This window comes from Marinitoga sp. 1154 (assembly GCF_013363285.1).
Classification (GTDB): Bacteria; Thermotogota; Thermotogae; order Petrotogales; family Petrotogaceae; genus Marinitoga.
Genome location: NZ_LBFB01000006.1, coordinates 91,382 through 111,645, shown reverse-complemented (window position 1 = coordinate 111,645; position 20,264 = coordinate 91,382). Strand labels below are relative to the sequence as shown.

General features: G+C 27.9%; 12 protein-coding genes. 4 read left to right on the top strand and 8 right to left on the bottom strand.

Going from position 1 to position 20,264, the window contains the following annotated elements:
• Positions 1-204: 204 nt before the first annotated feature.
• Genes XO12_RS04535 through XO12_RS04525 form a run of 3 tightly spaced genes read right to left on the bottom strand, consistent with a single transcriptional unit; the run spans position 205 to position 3,671 of the window.
• Positions 205-1,074, bottom strand: coding sequence for a DUF4350 domain-containing protein (locus tag XO12_RS04535; RefSeq protein WP_175419760.1), 870 nt, complete (start codon positions 1,072-1,074; stop codon positions 205-207).
• Between the two features lie 46 nt (positions 1,075-1,120).
• Positions 1,121-2,503, bottom strand: coding sequence for a hypothetical protein (locus XO12_RS04530; RefSeq protein WP_047265568.1), 1,383 nt, complete (start codon positions 2,501-2,503; stop codon positions 1,121-1,123).
• A gap of 16 nt (positions 2,504-2,519) precedes the next feature.
• Entirely contained in the window at positions 2,520-3,671 is a 1,152-nt protein-coding gene (locus tag XO12_RS04525) for a hypothetical protein (RefSeq protein ID WP_047265569.1), read from the bottom strand.
• Positions 3,672-3,829: 158 nt separating this feature from the next.
• On the opposite strand from XO12_RS04525, the gene XO12_RS04520 reads away from it, so the two are divergent.
• A complete protein-coding gene (locus XO12_RS04520; RefSeq protein ID WP_052913171.1) occupies positions 3,830-4,651 on the top strand; it encodes a thermonuclease family protein in 822 nt (273 codons plus the stop codon).
• An 18-nt stretch (positions 4,652-4,669) separates the two neighbouring features.
• Here the strand turns inward: XO12_RS04520 and priA are convergent, their stop codons facing one another.
• Genes priA through panD form a run of 4 tightly spaced genes read right to left on the bottom strand, consistent with a single transcriptional unit; the run spans position 4,670 to position 10,647 of the window.
• On the bottom strand, positions 4,670-6,955 hold the full coding sequence (gene priA, locus XO12_RS04515; RefSeq protein WP_175419759.1) for a primosomal protein N': 2,286 nt from the start codon (positions 6,953-6,955) through the stop codon (positions 4,670-4,672).
• 4 nt (positions 6,956-6,959) lie between these two features.
• Complete coding sequence (locus XO12_RS04510) at positions 6,960-8,951, bottom strand: alpha-amylase family glycosyl hydrolase (protein ID WP_047265571.1); 1,992 nt, start codon at positions 8,949-8,951, stop codon at positions 6,960-6,962.
• A gap of 17 nt (positions 8,952-8,968) precedes the next feature.
• Positions 8,969-10,267, bottom strand: coding sequence for a nucleotidyltransferase (locus XO12_RS04505; protein ID WP_175419758.1), 1,299 nt, complete (start codon positions 10,265-10,267; stop codon positions 8,969-8,971).
• Positions 10,268-10,269: 2 nt separating this feature from the next.
• Positions 10,270-10,647 (bottom strand): aspartate 1-decarboxylase, encoded by a 378-nt coding sequence (panD, locus tag XO12_RS04500; RefSeq protein ID WP_047265573.1) that lies wholly within the window; start codon positions 10,645-10,647, stop codon positions 10,270-10,272.
• A gap of 183 nt (positions 10,648-10,830) precedes the next feature.
• Between panD and XO12_RS04495 the strand changes: the two genes are divergently transcribed.
• Positions 10,831-12,597, top strand: a complete 1,767-nt coding sequence (locus XO12_RS04495; protein ID WP_175419757.1) for an ATPase — start codon at positions 10,831-10,833, stop codon at positions 12,595-12,597.
• A 41-nt stretch (positions 12,598-12,638) separates the two neighbouring features.
• Here the strand turns inward: XO12_RS04495 and XO12_RS04490 are convergent, their stop codons facing one another.
• Positions 12,639-13,451, bottom strand: coding sequence for a flagellin (locus XO12_RS04490; RefSeq protein WP_047265575.1), 813 nt, complete (start codon positions 13,449-13,451; stop codon positions 12,639-12,641).
• 167 nt (positions 13,452-13,618) lie between these two features.
• Between XO12_RS04490 and XO12_RS04485 the strand changes: the two genes are divergently transcribed.
• Together XO12_RS04485 and XO12_RS04480 are read left to right on the top strand one after the other, a co-directional pair.
• Positions 13,619-15,613: a carboxypeptidase-like regulatory domain-containing protein gene (locus XO12_RS04485; RefSeq protein ID WP_175419756.1), complete on the top strand. Its 1,995-nt coding sequence runs from the start codon at positions 13,619-13,621 to the stop codon at positions 15,611-15,613.
• 15 nt (positions 15,614-15,628) lie between these two features.
• Entirely contained in the window at positions 15,629-20,263 is a 4,635-nt protein-coding gene (locus XO12_RS04480; RefSeq protein ID WP_175419755.1) for a hypothetical protein, read from the top strand.
• Position 20,264: the final 1 nt, after the last annotated feature.

Here is a 20,264-nt window from a genome sequence, read left to right as displayed (position 1 = left end):
TTCGAGTTCGATCGCTCACTCTCTTTTTTACTTCCGCTGGGTGTCTCTGTTCACTTGTCAAGGAGCTTTCCTTTCCTTCCCGCGGCTCTTCGTCCGCGTCCGAGTATATATATTACCACCTTTCTTCTCTTTTGTCAACTTACAATACCGTTAATTTTTGTTAATCATTAGTGAATTCACCAGAATTAGCTTTATTACTGTGTTTTATTCCACCAACCATTTTATAATATTTATCATTAATTCTCTATTATCTCCATAATAATAACCATCATATAATTTATCTCCAGATGTCCCTGTTCCATCATCAATCGGTGATGAATCACCTATAGCAACAAACTTACCGCTTCCATATCTTCCAGCGATTACATAAGCTCCCCATGTTTCTTTACTATAATAAATAATTCCACTTATATTTTCATTATCAATTATATATTCCGATGTCCCAGCCCATGCTCCTGTTTCCTTTATTCCTTTAGTTATCTCATGTTCTTTTATCTTTACCATAGGACTTTCAGAATATTGTTTTTCTCTAAATCTAAAGCCTAATCTTCCAACAAAATCATCTGCATATATTTTCTTAGTTTCTATTATATGTTTCCCTTTCAAAAATCCGTTGAATATTTCTACTGCATCCCATCCATCATTATTTCTATCTGCACCAATATGATCAGCAATAAAAAAAACTCTCCCTCCATTTTCAATATACTTTATTACTGCATTTTGTTCATCTTTTGTAAAAGGAATATTAGGTTCTGGTATTACATATACCTTATATTTTGATATTACTTCGTAAGTAATAGATGTATCATCATCTCTTTGATTACTTCCATATTCATCATTACCCCATTCATAGACATTAGCTCCACGATTTTTCAAATCATCAGCAAAATCAGAAAATCCACCTCTAATAGTCCAATCAGCATTACCTGCTGTTTGTGAATGCGCATTATCAAAAAGAATAGCTTCATTATTGAAAATTTTATCTAATCTATTAATTCTATCTTCTATAATACACCCTGAAAATAAGAATAATACAATAATCAAAACGAACAATAAATAAATTGTCTTTTTCATTTTTACCTCCAGTTCAAAAAAGAAAGCCCAAACGGGCTTTCTTTAATTATTTTGCTGTTACAAAAGAAGAATCTCCTACATACACTTTAAATCCATAATTATAACCAATAACACCTTTAATTTCATATAGATTGCCAACTTGAATTCCTGCACTATTCATCGCATCAGAAGAATATTTAATCACTTTTAAATCACTTTGGCCATCGTTATCAAGATCAAAATCATAATGTTTATATTCATCTTGCCCTAAATATTTACCTTCAAAAATAACTAAATTACCAAAATTATTCATTCCTGGTAAATTATTAACAGTTAATACATCCGCCTTATCCCAAGGAATAGTCCCATTACTACTTGTTACTGTAGCTGATTCATCCGAACGAGTTGTATTAAATCTATATTCAAAATAACTATTAGTTGCGTCACGTTCTGTATAATACGGTCTTCCAGTTGCTGAAATAATTTCATTAAGATTTATATTCAAGTCAGTAGAAATTTTCACATAAATACCTGTTCCATCATTACTTACAGCATATACATATCCATAATCTGAAGCATCGTATACAACTATCGCATTTTCTATTTTCCTTAATGGAACTATTGATGTATCTCCTGAATCCCATCCATCTGTACCAGCATCATAATTTTCTTTAATTTCATTTTTTATTTCTGCTATTGTTGACGCTTCAACAGTCGGTTGCGGCTGCTCTTCTGCCGTTGCAACTAATGTTACCCATGTTTCATCAGAAACAAATATTCTATACCCATAATTTTGCCCGACTACACCTTTAATGGTATATGTTGAATTAAGCGTTAAATCTGGTAATACTGAGTGAGAATCTATTTTTAATTCAAAATTAATAACAGAAAATTCTTTATTATTAAAATCATCTTCTCCTATATATTTTCCTGTAAATTCTACTAAATTACCAAAGTCTCCTCCTGATAGTTCTGAATTTATTAATTCTGCTTTATTTAATGGAACTCCAACGTTTTTTTCAACAACAGTTATTTCTCCATAATTATCTATATCCATTCTCAATTCATAAACATTAGGATCATTCCATGTTTTATAATACGGTATTCCTTTTACCTTTATTTTATCACCAATACTATATTTACTGTCATGATTTTCTGCTTTTAAATATGTTAACTTTAAACCATTTCCATTTTCATCTACAATATATATATAATTTTTTGTTGGATCTGAATTTGAAGTATATTGATATGCAACTATGCCTTCCGTTTCATATACAGTTTCATGTGAATCATAATCATTCCAAATATTTTTATTTTCTAATATTTTCTCTCTTAACTCTGATAAACTTAAAACTGTCTTCTCATCATCAATTTTCTCTTTTACCAAACACCCTGTCAACAAAAACAATCCCAAAATAGATATCAACAAAAACACCAAAATCTTTTTCATTCCACTACCCCCTTATTTAAAATATAATATTCATTAATGACCTTTCTGTAATTAAAAAATCTGTCCAGGTTGTAAAACTCAATACCATTCTTTGATTCCCACTTGCTCTTCCATTTATATCCTCAGCAGAAACTGTTAATGTTATGTTATCTCCGTTTATTTTAATTCCATAATTTGTTACGTAATCTGTCAATATTCCATCATCTAATGAATTCCCTTGGACAAAAAATTCTATTGACCACGGTCTTGGTAAATAATATCCTGCTCTTAATTCATATAACCATGTTTTGTTTTGAGGATTATTTGTTACAGCATCAATGTCAAGATAATATAAGTTTTTATTTTCATTATCCATGTTGTAATATATTAAGCCCTTTAAATATACTGGATAATAATTTATTTTCCCACCAAAAGTCATTTTAGGATTTGGTAAAATTTCAATTAAATCATTAATGTTAGAGGTTATTCCTGATATTGATTGCACTTCTGATGGAACAGCATAACCTATTCCATAATATAATTGTGTTATTAATTTTCTATTCCATTTAATTGAATTATACCCTGCAAATGATGCTGATAATTTGTTATATCTATTATCCTGAGACATATAGAACATATATTTAGTATATCTTTCATCAAGACCAAAATATGCATAAATCGAACTATCTTCTAAATTGTATGCTCCACCTATTTTAATTTCCCCAACTGGTTTTATATATCCTCCAATTGCCATTTTCATTGGATTAAGAGTATAATTCCTATCTCCAAGATCATCTCTAAATCCACCGACTCTAAATCCATAATCTCTTCTTAAATCATATGGATAATCTCTAAATTTGAACTTTCCAATCATTAATAATGTATCATATCCAACTCTATATTGTAAATAATAGTATCTTGGAAGTTTAAAGTTTAATGTTTCATTATCATTAAACTCGTATGTAAGCGCTGATGAAGATAAAGTTAAATAATCATTGAATCTCAATGTAATATTATCAGTTATTCCTATATCAAAATAACCAATAGGAAATACATCTATGAAATTGTTTAAATCATCTAAATTCATTGTATAAATACCTAATACAGAAAATTTTGTTCCACTAAAAGCTCCAAAAATAGTTATAAAAGTTATAAGAACAAATAGCATAATCGTTAATGCTTTTTTCATAAAAACCCCTCCTAAAATCGAATGTATTTTTTACCAACTTATTTCATTATAATTTTCATTTGTTACGTATATTTTTACATTTTTTATGTTATAATAATTCAGTAGCTTGACTTTAACATGACATTATATCACATTTTTTTATTAGGAGGAATGTTAAAATGATAAAAAAACTATATATATTTGTTGGTATTCTAATCTCTTTACTTCTTATTACTTCTTGTTCAAAACAAACACAAATTAATAAATCTTATATTGAAAAAAATTATTATGTGAGCAAAGTAATTGATGGTGACACAATAAAAGTATATTATGATGGCGATGAAACTTCCGTTAGATTAATAGGAATAGATACTCCGGAAACACATAGTGGAGATAAACCTATTGGAGAGTTAGGAGATACAGCATATTGGTTCGTTAGAAATAAAATATATTCTGAAAATTCAAAAAAATCATATGTTTATTTAGACTTCGATACTGACAAATATGGGTATTATGGAAGATTATTAGCTTATGTTTATTATAAAGGTAAAGATGGAAAAATTCATTTTTTAAATGAAGAAATTATACAAAACGGTTATGCAAGACCTCTTTTTTATTCTGATACTTCAAAGCGTAAAGAAACCTTTATTGAAGCTTATGTTTATGCTTATGAAAACAGAAAAGGAATTTTCCAGTTTTATGACGATGATAACAGAAAAATTTATGAAAATGATCTTTCTGATTTGGATATTGGAAAGATTAGATGGGTTCGTTTTAAAGTTAAAAGTATTTCGCGCTCTGGTTCCTTTTACCATATTTACTCAGAAAATAATAAAGTATATATAACTATTAGAAGTGATGAGTATAAAGCTTTTTTTAAAAATTTAAATATATATGATCTTGATAATAAAGAAATAGAAGTGTATGGTGAAGTTTGGAAAGATAATGGAATTTATGAAATTTTAGCTCGAGCTGAATTTGAATTTAGAATAATAAAATAAGCCCTTATCGGGCTTATTTTATATTAATGTTGTTGGTGGATTCAAAAAAATATGCATTTTTTTATTATAATTTTTAATAATTTCATAAAATTCATCATGATCTATATTTCCTTTAATTACTATTTGATATCTATATTGTCCTCTTAATTTAGGTATTAATGGTTCTGTTGGTTCTAATAATTCTACATTTAAATCTTTATTTTTCAATATATTAAAAAATTCTTCTGATTCTTTCAATGCCGTTTCAAATTTCGGATTAGAAAATATAATCATTAATAATTCTGAATATGGTGGGTATTTATATTTTTCCCTATTTTTTAATTCTAATTCAACAATTTTATCATAATTATGTTCTTTTACAAACTTAAAAAAATCACTTTCAGATTTAAATGTTTGAAGTAAAACTTTTCCTTTTTCTTTTCTTCCAGATCTACCTGCAACCTGAATTAACAATGAAGCTGTATGTTCTTGAGATGTGTATTCAGGGAAATTTAAATATCTATCGCTATCAAGGATTACTACCAATTTAATATCTTCTATATCAAGACCTTTGGTTATCATTTTAGTTCCAACGATTATAGCCGGTCCTTCTTTTTTTATTTCTTCAAAAGCTTTATTTAACTCTTCATGTGTTTTTATTACTTCTCTATCCATTCTAATAATCTTATTAGATGGAAAAAATTTCAACAACTCATTTACCACTCTCTCTGTTCCATACCCTCTAAGTTGTAATTCTGGATTTCCACATACTGGACATGAATTTGGAACCTTTTTTTCTATACCACAATAATGGCATTTTAACTTATTTTCATAGCGGTGATACGTATAAGATACATCACAATTGTCGCATTTTAAAACATTTCCACAATTTGTACATATTAAATAATTTGCATATCCTTTAGTTGGAGAAAAAATAAGTACTTTTTTATTATTTTTTAAGATTTTATTTATTTCCTTTAAAACTTTTTTAGTAAAGATCCAGCTTACCTTTTCTTCTTTTTTCAAGTCAATAACTTCAATATCTGGCATTTCTGTAAAAACTCTTTCTTTTAATTCTAAAAGATTAATTTCCTCTTCATATGCTTTCTTCATTTCTCTCAATGTTGGCGTTGCTGAGGATAATATTAATTTTATTTTTTCTATTTTTGCTCTTAAATATGCTATTTCCACAGCATCATATGAAATCTGATCAAATTGATATAGTGATTGATCATGTTCTTCATCTATTATTATCATTCCAAGATCTTTTAACGGAATCCAAACAGCACTCCTTGTTCCAATAATAATATCGATATTTCCATTTACAGCATCATACCAGGTTTTTGTTCTTATAGAACTATTTATACTTGAATGATACACACCTATATTTTTAGCTGGAAATCTTTTCTTTATACGAGAAACAAATTGTGGTGTTAATGAAATCTCTGGTATTATAATCATTATTTTTTTATTCTTAATCAAATATTTTTCCATAACTTCGAAAAATATCTCTGTTTTTCCACTTCCAGTTACACCATATAAAAGATCGATTCCATCTTTATTTTTTAGTATTTTTTCTTTCAATTCTTTCTGTTTATCTGTAAGTTCTACTATAAACGGTTTTTCGTTTATCTCTTCTTCATCAATAAATTCTATAATTCCTTTTTTTATTAATGTTTTTAAAACTGTAGAAGATCGCGAAATTATTTTTTGTTCATATAGTTCATTTTCATATATTTTATTATTTTTTTCATTAATATAATTTACAACTTTTATACCGCTATTGGATATTTTTTCATTTAATACTTCAATTATATCTTTTTTCAATATAACAACTTTTCTTTTCTTTTTTAATTCTTTCTTTATATGTATATTCAATTCAACAAGGTTTTCTTTTATCATTTTTTTTAATACTTTATTTGCTGCTTTTTTAGTTTTGAATTTTCTATAATACTCATTTAAAAATATAGGTTTTTCCATATTGGACAAAGGGGATTTAGGTATTATTTTTATTTTTATCTTATCGGAAGAAGCCGGGGGAAATATTAATTTCCCCATTTCACTTATAGGAACAAGAAATTTTTTTGATGCATTTTTTATTAATTTTATATGTTCATTTTTTATCAACGGTTTATAATCCACAACCAATTCTATTTTTTTCACATTATAATTTTTTTCATCGGTTTCTGAAATAATTACACCTAATTTTTGCTGATTTCTAAAATCAATTAGCACCCTTTGGCCAGGTGATAATTTTTCTTCATAAGAATATGTAAATGTATCATATGTATATGTTCCAAAAACCGCTATTTCATAATAATACATATGATCACTGCCTTATTAATATTCTAAATGTTAATCCTGATATTTTTTCAATTGTTTTTATTTTTTCGCCTGTAAAATAATCTATATAATCCCCATTTAGTTCTATATTTGCTTTTACAGGTATTTTTCTTGAATTGGATATTATAATTACTTCATCATTTTCAGTATATCTTCTATATATCAAAGCTCCCAATTTTGTTTTTATTACTTCATATTCTCCATATCTTAATGCTTCATGTTCTTTTCTAAGTTTTATAAGAGATTTATAGTAATTATATATATCCATATTCCAAAATTCTTCATCCCATGGAAATGGTTTTCTACACCAAGGATCTCTTTCACCTGTCAACCCTATTTCATCTCCATAATATATAACTGGCGCTCCAATAAAGGTCATTTGAATACCAACTGCTATTTTAAATTTATCAATATCATCATTTAATTCTGTAATTGCTCTTGGTGTATCATGACTATCTAATAAATTCCATAATGTATGAATTATTTGAGGCGGATATTTTTCTAAATAAGTATTTGTGTTTTTTACAAAATTATAAGCACTTCCGCCTTTTGCATATCCCAAAGCTGCATCTCTAAACAAATAATTCATAACAGTATCAAAAGCTGGTTTTTCGAAATATTGAGTAGAATCTTTCCAGTATTCACCACTAATAACAGCATTTTCATTTATCCCTTTTACTATAGGATAAAAGAAATTTTCCCAGAATGAATTTTTCACTTGATCTACTGCATCTAATCTCCAACCATCAATGCCATATTCCATCCATTTTCCTAAGACAGTGGTAATATAAGCTTTTACTTCAGGATTTTCTAAGTTTAATTTAGGAAGGTCCGCATATCCCCACCATGATTCATAGCTATCTGCAGACTTTGTAACTGGAAATTTCTTTATAAAATACCAATCTAAGTACTTAGATCTTTTTTGATTTCTAAATATATCCTGCATGGCAAAAAATTCATCACCTGTATGATTAAAAACTCCATCAAGAATTATTTTTATATTGTTTTTCTTTAAGTCCTTAACCATTTGGATAAATGTTTTGTCATCACCAAAATGTGAATCTATTCTTAAATAATCTTTAGTATCATATTTATGACTAGAAACTGATTCGAAGATTGGATTTAAATAAATTGCCTCTATTCCTAAATTTTTTAAATATTCTATTGATTCTATAATACCTTTTAAATCTCCACCATAAAATCCATTAGAACCTAATGATGATGATGTATAATTACCATACCATTCATATGTATATGCTGGATCATTTGTTTTATCTCCATTTCTAAATCTTTCTGGAAATATTTGATAATATATTCTACCTTTTGTCCAATCTGGTACATCAAAATATTTTATTATTGGTTTATTAAAATCAAATTCAAAATAATCTAAATTAGGATATTCGATACTATTTTCACCATCTTTTATAATAAACTTATATCTCAATACATTAGCAGGTGTTTTCACATGGAATCTATATAATTCTGTTTTATCAAATGTTAATTTCTCTTTTTTTACGACTTTTGCATTACCAACAAAATATGCATCTTCAATATCTTTTTTTTGCACTTCTATTGATAAATAAATATCTCCAGGTTTTACTGGATTTATATATTTTCTTTCTCTTTCATGTTTTATAAATCCAACTTTTCCATCACCTATAGATGGGTAATATGTTTTTTCTTCTTTTATTTTGAGTAATGAATATAATTTCCCATTTGAATAAACAGTGTTTGTATTTTTATAATCCAGAATCTCCTTTCCATCTACTAAAAATAAATATTTATATTCTCCTTCTTCTAATTCAAAAGTTTTTTTCCATAATCCCGTATTTGTTTTTTCCATTTGAATAGGTTCATCTGAAAAATCCCCTATTATTGAAACATTTGAAGCACTTGCAGTATAGTATATAACACTTTTTATTGAAAATGACATTGTAAAAATTAATATTAAAAATATAAATACAAAAATTTTTTTCATATTAAAACCCCTTTCAATCACTTAAGAATAATTATTTTTGCTTTTTTATCTATTTCGCCTCTAGAAAATTCTTTATTTTTATAATACATTGAATATACATTAGATGCTTTAAAATCATATTCTATCATTTTAAAATATAAATTCTTTTTTATTTCCCATTCTTTGCGCTTATTATCTAAATCCCTTTCTATATTTTTTATAATAGAAATATAATTCGATGGCGTGACAATTATTGGATACGCTATTTGTTCTCTCATTACTGATAATAATTTTCTTCCTTTTTTTGTAAAACCCAGAACTCTTAAATATTGAGGACCGTATTTATTAGCTTCATATATTAAACCTTTTTTTAGTCTAAAATAAATACTTAAGAGTGTTCTTTTTATTCTAGTATAAGTAAATCTTTTAGCTTTTACTAAACGGTAAAATTCTATTATAGATGCACTTTGTTTTGCAGCTTCTATTATTCTTTGTTCCAAACCCTCATTGATTCCAAAAATTTCTTGAATATCATCCCTATTTAATGTTCTTAAAAAAGATAGTAAAGATATTTCATAATCTTCAATAAATATTGGAGCTTTACCCAAATTCTCTTCCCTTTTTAATATTTCATATGTTTTTTGTGGAACTGATTTTTTTATTAATTCATACATTTCTTCTTTCCACAATTTTCTAATGGCTGTAGCACTAGAAAAACTACCTTTAAATTCTTCATCATTATAATTTGCCCCCTGTCGCTGTATCGCATGTGGGACGATCTTAGAATTATAATATTTTAAAGCTTTTAAATATTCCAATCCTAATATATCATTAGATTTTTCAATAGCCAAAACTTTTTCTTTTTTTAAGATATTATTTTTTTCAAAAAAATGAATTAATGCGTATTTTCTCGCATTCGGAAAAGAATATCCTTCTTTTAGATATTTTTTTAAAAGATTTTTAAACTTATCAGGTTGCTTATATATTATATCAGAAATAATATTTAATGTTTCAATATCTGCTGATTCGCTCCCAAATACTATATCTGTTACAACTTTTGTTCTTTCTAAAATCCCAATAGCTCCCAATGCAAAACCATTTGCATCCTGTATAGAATATAAAAATGGAAGTTCAAAAACTATATCAACCCCCATTTCCAGTGCTATTTCTGCTCTGGAAAATTTATCTATAATTGCCGGTTCCCCTCTTTGAACAAAATTTCCACTCATCACCGCAATGGTGAAGTCAGGTTTTACTATCTCTTTAGCTTTTTTTAAGTGATATAAATGTCCATTATGGAATGGATTATATTCAACGATTACCCCTAATACTTTCAAATTTAGCACTCCGTTCTAGGTTCTTCATGATTTTTTAGGATTTTTGGATTATTTTTATCATCTACTACAACTATTTTCGGATTACTTTTTTCTTCTTTAGAATACAACCCATATGCCATAATAATAATTTTATCACCTAATTCTACCATTCTTGCAGCTGCACCATTTAAACCTATTATCCTTGATCCTCTTTCTCCTTTAATAACATAAGTTTCAAATCTTGCACCATTATTTATATCCACTATTTGAACCAATTCATTTTCTTCTATATCTGCAAGCTCCATTAATTCTTCATCAATTGTAACGCTACCTTCATAATGAATATTTTTTTCTGTAACTGATGCTCTATGAATTTTTCCTTTTAATAGTATTCTAAACATATAATTACCTCCTGAATTTAAATTTAATTTATATACTAATTTTACCATTAAATTTTGTATTTTTGGTTTAAGAAATTAAAAATTTTTAACTTTATATTTTTATAAATTCTATTTCCAGAAATTTTAAATCCTATCTATTTTGTGGTATAATTACTATAAAAATACAAGATAAGGGGTGATTTTATGTCGAGAACTGTTTTAATTGACGGTAGCATTACATATTCTTCCAACGCTCAAATTATTCACAGTAAAATTTTAAAAGAATTGGTTATAGAATTTTTAAATGATCTCGAAGAAAGAAATGAAAGCCTTTTAACTTTTTTTTCTTTATTTTTAAAAAATGAAGATGCTGTTGAAGTTAAAGAACGTTATGATCTTGATCAGATAATTAAAATGCTTTTTGCTTTATCTGCTGAAAAAATTGATGAAATAGATTCTTCACCTTTTTATAGTTTTCCAAAATTAAGTGATAAAAAGGAACAGATTGTCAAGTTTGTAGAAAGAATTTACAATTTATGGAGAAATAAGCATAGATTCATGATACAAAAAAACGATTATGTTTCTAATGGAATTCAAAAAATCTATAAAGAAATGATTCTTGTTAGAAATAATACTGATTTTAAAAGCTTAATTACAAATTTCTATCGTCAAATTCTGATTAATGTTTCAGATGATAGATTAAAAGTATTAAGACAATTACCAAGTGGTGCTCAAGTTGCATTTTCTATAGATACTCCATCTTTTAAAGATAAGGTTTTAAATGGTTCTGATAGTTTATATAAGGTTCCTTTCGTATGGGGTGTTGTGTTTGAACCCCCTGTAATATTTTATACAAAATCAAATAAAAGAAAAGGTATATTTAAAGTTATTGATTCTCCAATCTTAGAAAATATAGAACTGGAAAATCCAGAAGATTGGTTTGCATTTCCAGTACATGTTGGTAAAAAATATATTTTAGTATATGTATATAAGGAATTCCTCGCAATGGCTGCAGGTTTAACTAATTTATTTGAACTGGCAGGATTTGGGATTGTTCAGCGAAAAAAACCAGATGGAATATATTTTTATGGACTTGAAGATAGATTTTTTGAAAAAGTCGAATATAAAAAAGGTGTAATTTATAAAGAAAAAGATGGAACATATGTAAGCCTTTTAGGGCGAGATGATGATGTTGATTATTTTGGCTATATGAAAAAAATGATTTTAACCATTCATAATCTAAAAGTTATTGATGAAGGAAATTTACCTATTCATGGAGCTTTAGCAGAAATTGTTCTAAGAAATGGGAAAAAAGCTAATGTAATGTTAATAGGTGATAGTGGTGCTGGAAAATCCGAGACTTTAGACGCGCTGAATAGGCTATCAAAAGAAGTTTCAGAAGTTAATATTTTAATTGATGATATGGGTTCTTTAGAAATAGATATTAACGGAAATATTATTGCATTCGGCACGGAAACTGGTGCATTTGTAAGACTTGATGATTTACAACCCGGATACGCTTATTCCGCAATAGATAGAAGTATTTTTATGAATCCAAATGAAACAAATGCAAGAGTAATAGTCCCTTATTCAAATTACAAAGATATAATAAAACCAACTAAAATAGATTATTTCTTATACGCCAATAATTATGTAAAAGCTGAAGATAATTCATATATCAATTTTTTCAATGATTGGGAAAGTGCTTACAATGTATTTTCAAAAGGTGCCAGAATGGCCAAAGGCACCACTGCTGAGGTTGGATTAACTTATAGTTATTTTGCAAATCCTTTTGGAGCAGTTCAAAGAAAGGAAAAACACGAAAAAATCGCTAAAAGATTTTTGGAACAGATGATTAAAAGCGGAGTTAAAGTTGGAGAAATAAAAACTCAATTAGGTGTTTCTGGGTTCGAAGAAAATGGCCCTACTTATGCTGCTAAAGCACTTTTAAAATTAATAGATAATCAATAAAAGAGAGCCTTTCGGCTCTCTTTTTAGATAATATTAACTTTTTAAGGAGATTGTAAGATATTTAAAACTGATGCTGCATTTAGCTGCCCTGTTTGAGAAAACAACATCGATGTCATATCTCTTAAATTTTGATTTCTTATATATTCAACCATGGTTTTTGCCATATCGGCACCTGCAATTCTTTCTTCTGCTGCACCTGTATTTTCTGCTCTGTTTAAAAGATTTTCTGCTGCAACTCCTAATCTATTAACATACGAACCAACCTGAGTTCTCACATTTGTAATATTATTTGCTGCCTCTTCAAGGGTGTTTAATGCATTTTCTGCTCCTTCCTGCGTCGTTAAGTTTATGTTTTCAAGGTTTAGTGCTTCTGGTCTCATATCTTGAATTTCAACATTTAAATTATTTCTTCCTGTTGTATCTAACGGTAAATTAGCCTGAAATTCTCCATTTAATAGCTGTTGATTATTATATTGAGTATCTCTTACAACATCTCTTATTCCCTGCCTTAATTGATTAAATTCTTCCTGAATAGCGCTTCTTGCTTCTTCAGGTAATGTATCATTTGCAGCTCTTGTTGCCAGCTCTCTCATACGACCCAATGTATCCTGAATAGATGAAATCCCCTGATCTGCAACATTTAACGCTCCTATCCCATCATATATATTCCTTACAGCTTGATAAGCTGATCTAAATTGTGTATTTAACCTCTGAGCTATACTAAATCCTGCAGGATCCACAGATGCGTTAATCAATCTACTTCCACTTGCCAATTGCTGTGATCTTTGCAATAGCAAATTTGATAAATTTGATAATCTATTCGTCTGGTTTAAATAATTATTTCCGATTCTCATTAGGGGTCCCTCCCTTTTCATAATTTCCTGTATGCATTTAGACTTCTTTTTTATAAAAAAGTTCAATTTTTATTATTTTATTTATGAACTTTCTAAAAAAAATCAGGTCTAAACAACTATGATGTTAATATTGTTTAAATTACAAATTAAAATCAGGGGGTGAAAAAATGGGAAAAAAAGTATGGATTTTAATTTTAATATCGATAACCATGTTTTTTATTTACTCTTGTGACAGATTACAACAAATCGAAGAAGGTTTTATCACTTTTAATGTAAAAGATAAAATAACAAATACACCTATCCAAAGTGCTACTATAAAAATAATTCAAAATGGGAGTCTTGTAGTCCAAGCTAAAACTGATGAAAATGGTTCTTATGAATTTAAGTTACCGGCAGGTGATTATGATTATGAAGTTTCTAGAACCTATTATTATCCTCTAAGTAGTAAAGTTACGGTTTATGCAAAAGAAAAAAGAACTGAAAATGTACTTTTAGAACCTGCAGAGAATAACCCTCCTACATTTGGCAGATATATTTCACCTTTAGACAATCAAATTGTAAAAGACAAAAAAGTAATTTTTAAATGGGAGGCTAATGACATTGAAGAGGATGCTATATATTATAATATCTATCTTAAATATCTAGGAAATGATTTTATAAAATTAAATGATGACCCGCTAGAAGTCAGCAATTATGCTTACGAACCTCCTATTAAAGGAAAATATCAATGGAGAGTCGAATTATGGGATGAACCAAATAAAAATTATAAAATCCTGGTTGGGGAAGCCCCGCAATTTGATTATCAACCAACTTCAGATTCAACTATCAATCACAAACCTGAAATATTCCTTGTATATCCTGCTGATAATGATACTGTAACAACTTCCAAAATAAAGTTTTCATGGGATGCCAGCGACGCTGATAAAGATCCTTTAACTTTTGATTTATTCCTTGGAAAATCCAAAACTGCTTTTAACAACATAATTTCAAATTATGAAAAAACAACTTATACATATTCTTTAAATTCGACTGGACAATATTTCTGGAAGGTTCTGGTTTCAGATGGAAAAGAAACTGTAGAATCATCTGTATTTTCTTTTAATTATTCTCCACCTGAAAATGCAACTCCAACCATTCAATTACTCTCCCCAGAAGATAATTCTTCATTTACTTCAAACGAAATAGCCTTTAGCTGGATAGCCACAGATACAGACAATGGAACTCTATTATACAGTTTGAATATAGGAAAATCTGAAACTACTTTAAATGAAATAATATCCCTTGAAGATTCGCAAAACAAAAAAATTTCTTATACTTATAAATTACAAGAACCTGGAGATTTTTACTGGAATGTTGAAGTTTCAGATACAGTAAATCCGCCTGTAAAAAGCCCATTAAGAAAATTTACTATTTCTTCTCAAAATAAACCACCAATTATAGATTCATATCACAAACCAGATGCCCCAACAGTTGTTGGTACAACTGTATCTTTTGAATGGAAAGCTTTTGACCCAGAAGGTACACCTTTGACTTTTGATTTCTATATTTCAGATGTATATGATGAGGTTAATAATTTAATTGAAAACGATTATACAGAATACAATTTACAAACAAACAGATTGGATAAGGAATTAAATTATTCTTCAAACTATTATTGGAGAATTGTGGCAACAGATGGTATGTATATTGTACCAGGGCCTATATGGAGTTTTGAATTTATAAAAAAAGAAGAAGGCGAACTTCCTGATATATACTTTATTCCAAATGAAATAAATATAAATATAAATTCCGTTGATAATTTTACAATAAATACTTCCTTTAAAAACAATATTCATGGATTTGATATAAGAATTTCTTATGATCCTGAATATGTTGATATTAACCCAGAAAATTGTATTGAAAATCCTTTATTTGATGACGATAATTATTATGTTATCAAAAAAATAATTGAATATAATGACCATAATGAATTTATTTTTAGTGTAGTTTCTGAAGATACCAATTTTGTTCTTCCAGAAAATCTCATCACAGTAGAAATTAATTCAAAAAAATCAGGAAATACAAAGATAAAATTTGAAAAATCAACATATATGTACGAAATAAATGATACGGAAATATTATTTACAACTGGTGATTTTATATCAATCACCATAGGACAATAAGGGGGTGATTATATAATGAAAAATAAATACTTTTTGTTTATAATCTTAATTTTATCTATATTTCTTCTTACTTCATGTTTTAATTTCAAAAAGGATGTTAAAAATCAAGAAAGTTTTAAATCTATTATTATAGAAAAAAATAATAACGAATATATTATAAAATCAAATGTTGAAGCCGATAGTTTTGAATTTGTTTTTGAAAATACAAATATTAACAATATTTACATACCTTCAAAATTTTTAAAAATCATAAAAAATGATGCTGGTTTAAAGGTAGCTATTTCTTCTCCTGGTATTATTCATCGTGGGGATATATTATTAAAAGTAACTGATAAAGATTTTAAACTTAAAAGTATCAATACTTATAATAGAAATAGTATTACAAAAAATTTCGATTATTATAATAAAGGCGTCTCTTTTGGACTGTTAGGAGATTTTGATTTTGATGGAAAGGTTGATATTTCAGATTTTTCATCGTTTACATATTTTTATGGACTTGAAAGAGATAGTTTTAATGGAAATATGAAAGATTTTGATTTAATAGATATTGGTCCAGCTGGTAATTTTGCACATAAGGATATCTGGGATGAAGTGTTTGATTTAGCCAAACCTGATGGAAAAATAGGATTATCAGATTTTTCAATATTTGCTGCAAATTATGGAATTGATGTTATATCTACCCAACCAACCATAACCGTAACATCTGATACAAATCCAGACATAATTACAGACGATATGGAAAAAGATATTGTTTCTGGCTTAAAAAATATCTATAATACTTATTCCCATATCATGACTTTTTTAAATGAAAATAAAGACTTTATTTCTTCCTTAGCTTCTTTTGAAGCATCACCACAAATATTTATAAAATATATCATTAATATGTCAGATGCAACAGAAACTGCTTTATTAAACATAATAAAGGACATTAATAATATCTCTTTGCTTTTTGGAACAATAAAAAATGGATATTTGTATACAGATGTAAAATATAAAATAAATGAATTTGATTGGGATATGGATGGAACTGTTGAATCCACTTCACCTTTAAAACTAAAAATAAAGACTGAAAATGGTGAAGATTCTATTCCTTTTTATGATTTACTAAAAATCGATCAATTTTCAAGAGTTCTTGGAATAGATCCAGCTGGTGGTGATGCTATCTTTGATTATGAATTAATTAATGAAAATATCAGCGAAAATCATAATCCAACTTTTGATGATAATGACTATATATTAATTGATGAAGGAACTGCAGGGCAAATATCACTTGTAACTGGATTAATAGGAATAATAGGAAAATCATTATTTATATATGATCTCAATAATCCTTCAGAAAACATAAAAGCTGCTTTAAAAAGCAATGTTAATCTTATGGATAAAATAGATGAGATTTTAAAAACCCTTTTAAAAAACCCTCCACCTCTTGATTCCGAGAAGATAACTGGATGGGAACTTGAGACCTATATATTTGGACATATGCTATATTTTAAAGACTATAATACTTCTATTGAGTTAATTAATACAATAAAAAATGAACTTATATCCTTACATGATATTTTAAATAAGATTTTTGAAGATAGAATTATGGATTATATTATTCAGCCACATGATCCAACCTCTGGCGATACTCCACCTGTAAAATTAGAAGATTTTATTCCGGCTATGGACGCTCTGAAAAAAACTGAAGAGTTGGCACAGATAATACAAGACCCTTCAAAAGGTATAGATATTCCTTTAGAGTACAATAAAAATATAACCATTTATCCTGGTGTGTTTTTCAATAATCCTGATGATTTTTCAAATTTAAATGTATTTTTGCCAGATATTTATATAGAAGAAAGTAACAATTCAACCAATCTAATTGTTGAATTTCCAGATTCGACCTTTAAAGGATTAATTAGTGGTCTCGACAGTAAAATAGAAATAAATTTAGAAGATTTTGGAAAAGAGAAAGGAACAATTCATCTTGAAGACATTACAATAATCGGAACATCCGTAACCTTTCAATGGACTCCAAAAAATATAAATAATGCTACAATTACATACGAATTAATTATAGATAATACAGAATGGCGTGTATGGGATTATATTGATGGAAATTTAAGTCCAAACGAATTAATAAGACTCGTCAAAACATCTGATACACAGGTCACTATTGATTTAAATGAAGGTAGTTATTTCTGGGCTGTTATAGGTTATGCAGATTTTGGTAATGGAAATATAGAAATTATTTACCCAGAAAATCCATACTGGTTCAATATATATGTTGAAGATACATTCTATTATATAGATTTAATTTCACCAGAAAATGAATGGCATTCAACTGATGCTCCAGCTGAAGTTAACTTCGAATGGAAAGCATTTATCCACAAAAACAATATGGATGAACCTATAATAGTAGATAAATATGTACTTTATATAGAACAATTAACTGAACCATATAACTATTTTGAATATCAACTCTCATCAGAAACAACTTCAATTTCATTAGATACAGGAAAATATAGATGGAATGTTATGGGATATTATCAGGATCCTGAAACCTTTGAAGAACATGAAATATATAGTGATTATTTTGAGTTTAAAATTGGAGATATTGAAGAAACTGCATATTTCTATAAAATGGATCCTCCTGATTATGTCTCATCTTTACCAGGAGATACTACAACAGATGTTTATTTCAGATGGGGTGTGAATAATCTAAATTCACAAACAGCTACAGCAAACATTTTCGAATTATATTACAGAGAAATAAATGATGATAATTGGTCAAAAGCTTCTGAAGATATAAACATCTTATGGTATGACGAAGATTTTGGAAGTTATGAAGCAGAAATGATAATCCCTGAATTATCAGTTGGAAAAGAATATGAATGGAAAATTCGTGCATTTATTGATGAATCAAATTATATTGAAAGTGAAATATGGTATTTCTTTATCGAAGAAGGAACTTGGATGTTAGATTTGCATCTTATACAACCTCTGGATGGTGATGCTACACAAGCCAATAACATTGGATTTATATGGGGAATGGATCCATCTTATACAGGTGATTTCGAATTACATATACGACCTATAGATACCTGGGAAAATATGGATATATTAATTACTCCAGACGATTATTCAACAGGAACTGATATGTTTACTGGTGAAATGACATTTAATTATAACATAAATCTTGAAGATGGAGCTTACAAATACTGGTTATCATTAGCAAATGTTGAACCTGAAGAATATCAAGAAACAGAACACAGATGGTTCTTCATCAATACAGAACCATATGAGGTTTTACTGGATTATCCAGAACAAAATGCTGTTTTTGATTACTATACTATTTGGTTTAGCTGGCATCACATAATGCCTCCACCTGATCCTGATAGTCCTGCACCACTACAAAATATGAATTATATTTTTGAAGTAATAGATGAAGAAGGTAACATTATTTATAATACAAATCTTGAAAATCAATATTATGTAACTGTTGATTTTGATAATCCGGGAATTTATTACTGGCATATAATGGACGATAGTGGAAATATTATAAGCGCAACATTCACATTTGAAATAAAAGATATACGGGGAGAACCGGAAGAAAATAAATTACAGCTTTTTACCCCTTTAAACGGAGAATTTATTATATCATCAGAGTCTTTTAAGAATATAGGTTTTACATGGGAAGAGCTTGGCGAGAATATTGAATATACTTTCTTTTTGAAATCAGCAAAAGAATTGATTGAAACTGATACCAACTATATTGAACCTTTTGATTATGTTATTAATCCTGACTATAACCTAGAATTAAAAGATGGACCATATATATGGATGGTGAAAGGAAACAGAGACATCGATCGCTCTTATAATTCAAATATAAGAAGTTTCAATATTTCATCTTCAGATAATTCCATGGATATTGAAGTATATGATTCATTTGATAAAACCGCCAATCCTCTTGATACCATCTCTTTCTACGCTTCAAACACAGCAAATCAAATTGAATATCACATATTGCTTTTCACTCCATGGCAAGAGGTTTGGACATACCCCGGTATTTTTGAGACATCATTAATTGGAAATCCAAATGAAGAAATTACTATAGAATTATGGCAATTATTTAACAAATTACAATATGGTGATATATATTATTATGCAATATTAGCAGACGATGGAAACGAAACCATAATTTCTCCTGTAAAATCATTTATATACGATCCACTGTTAAAAGGAAATTACGTGTCATTTGCTCCACAGTATCTTGAAAATAATCAAAATACCTTCCAACTTAATACTTCAGGAGATGATTTAACAGAAGTTTATGGCATAGAATTTTATTTAAAAACTGATCCTGAAATAACCTTTGATGCTAGTAATATTTCCATTTCGGATTCCGATATAGATTTTTCACTAATAAAATCTTCCATAAAATTTGATGATTATACCGATGAAGAATATAAAGAAATTATTATATCTATAATATTCAAATCTCCTTTAGATTTATCAGATACAGAAATTGCATCTTTCACACTAAATAATGATTCCATTGTATATGGAACAACAATAGAAATTACTGATGCCTTTATTTTATTTGAAGAAAATAAAGCGCCTGTTTTGCTTGAGATAGAAAATTCACTTGAAGTTCACGGACAATAGG

What these genes read in the sequence shown, in the direction of transcription:
- XO12_RS04520 (WP_052913171.1), top strand. Translation starts at nt 3,830, where the DNA reads ATGATAAAAAAACTATATATATTTGTTGGTATTCTAATCTCTTTACTT.
- XO12_RS04485 (WP_175419756.1), top strand. Translation starts at nt 13,619, where the DNA reads ATGGGAAAAAAAGTATGGATTTTAATTTTAATATCGATAACCATGTTT.
- panD (WP_047265573.1), bottom strand. Translation starts at nt 10,647, where the DNA reads ATGTTTAGAATACTATTAAAAGGAAAAATTCATAGAGCATCAGTTACA.
- XO12_RS04510 (WP_047265571.1), bottom strand. Translation starts at nt 8,951, where the DNA reads ATGAAAAAAATTTTTGTATTTATATTTTTAATATTAATTTTTACAATG.
- XO12_RS04535 (WP_175419760.1), bottom strand. Translation starts at nt 1,074, where the DNA reads ATGAAAAAGACAATTTATTTATTGTTCGTTTTGATTATTGTATTATTC.
- priA (WP_175419759.1), bottom strand. Translation starts at nt 6,955, where the DNA reads ATGTATTATTATGAAATAGCGGTTTTTGGAACATATACATATGATACA.
- XO12_RS04495 (WP_175419757.1), top strand. Translation starts at nt 10,831, where the DNA reads ATGTCGAGAACTGTTTTAATTGACGGTAGCATTACATATTCTTCCAAC.
- XO12_RS04525 (WP_047265569.1), bottom strand. Translation starts at nt 3,671, where the DNA reads ATGAAAAAAGCATTAACGATTATGCTATTTGTTCTTATAACTTTTATA.
- XO12_RS04480 (WP_175419755.1), top strand. Translation starts at nt 15,629, where the DNA reads ATGAAAAATAAATACTTTTTGTTTATAATCTTAATTTTATCTATATTT.
- XO12_RS04490 (WP_047265575.1), bottom strand. Translation starts at nt 13,451, where the DNA reads ATGAGAATCGGAAATAATTATTTAAACCAGACGAATAGATTATCAAAT.
- XO12_RS04530 (WP_047265568.1), bottom strand. Translation starts at nt 2,503, where the DNA reads ATGAAAAAGATTTTGGTGTTTTTGTTGATATCTATTTTGGGATTGTTT.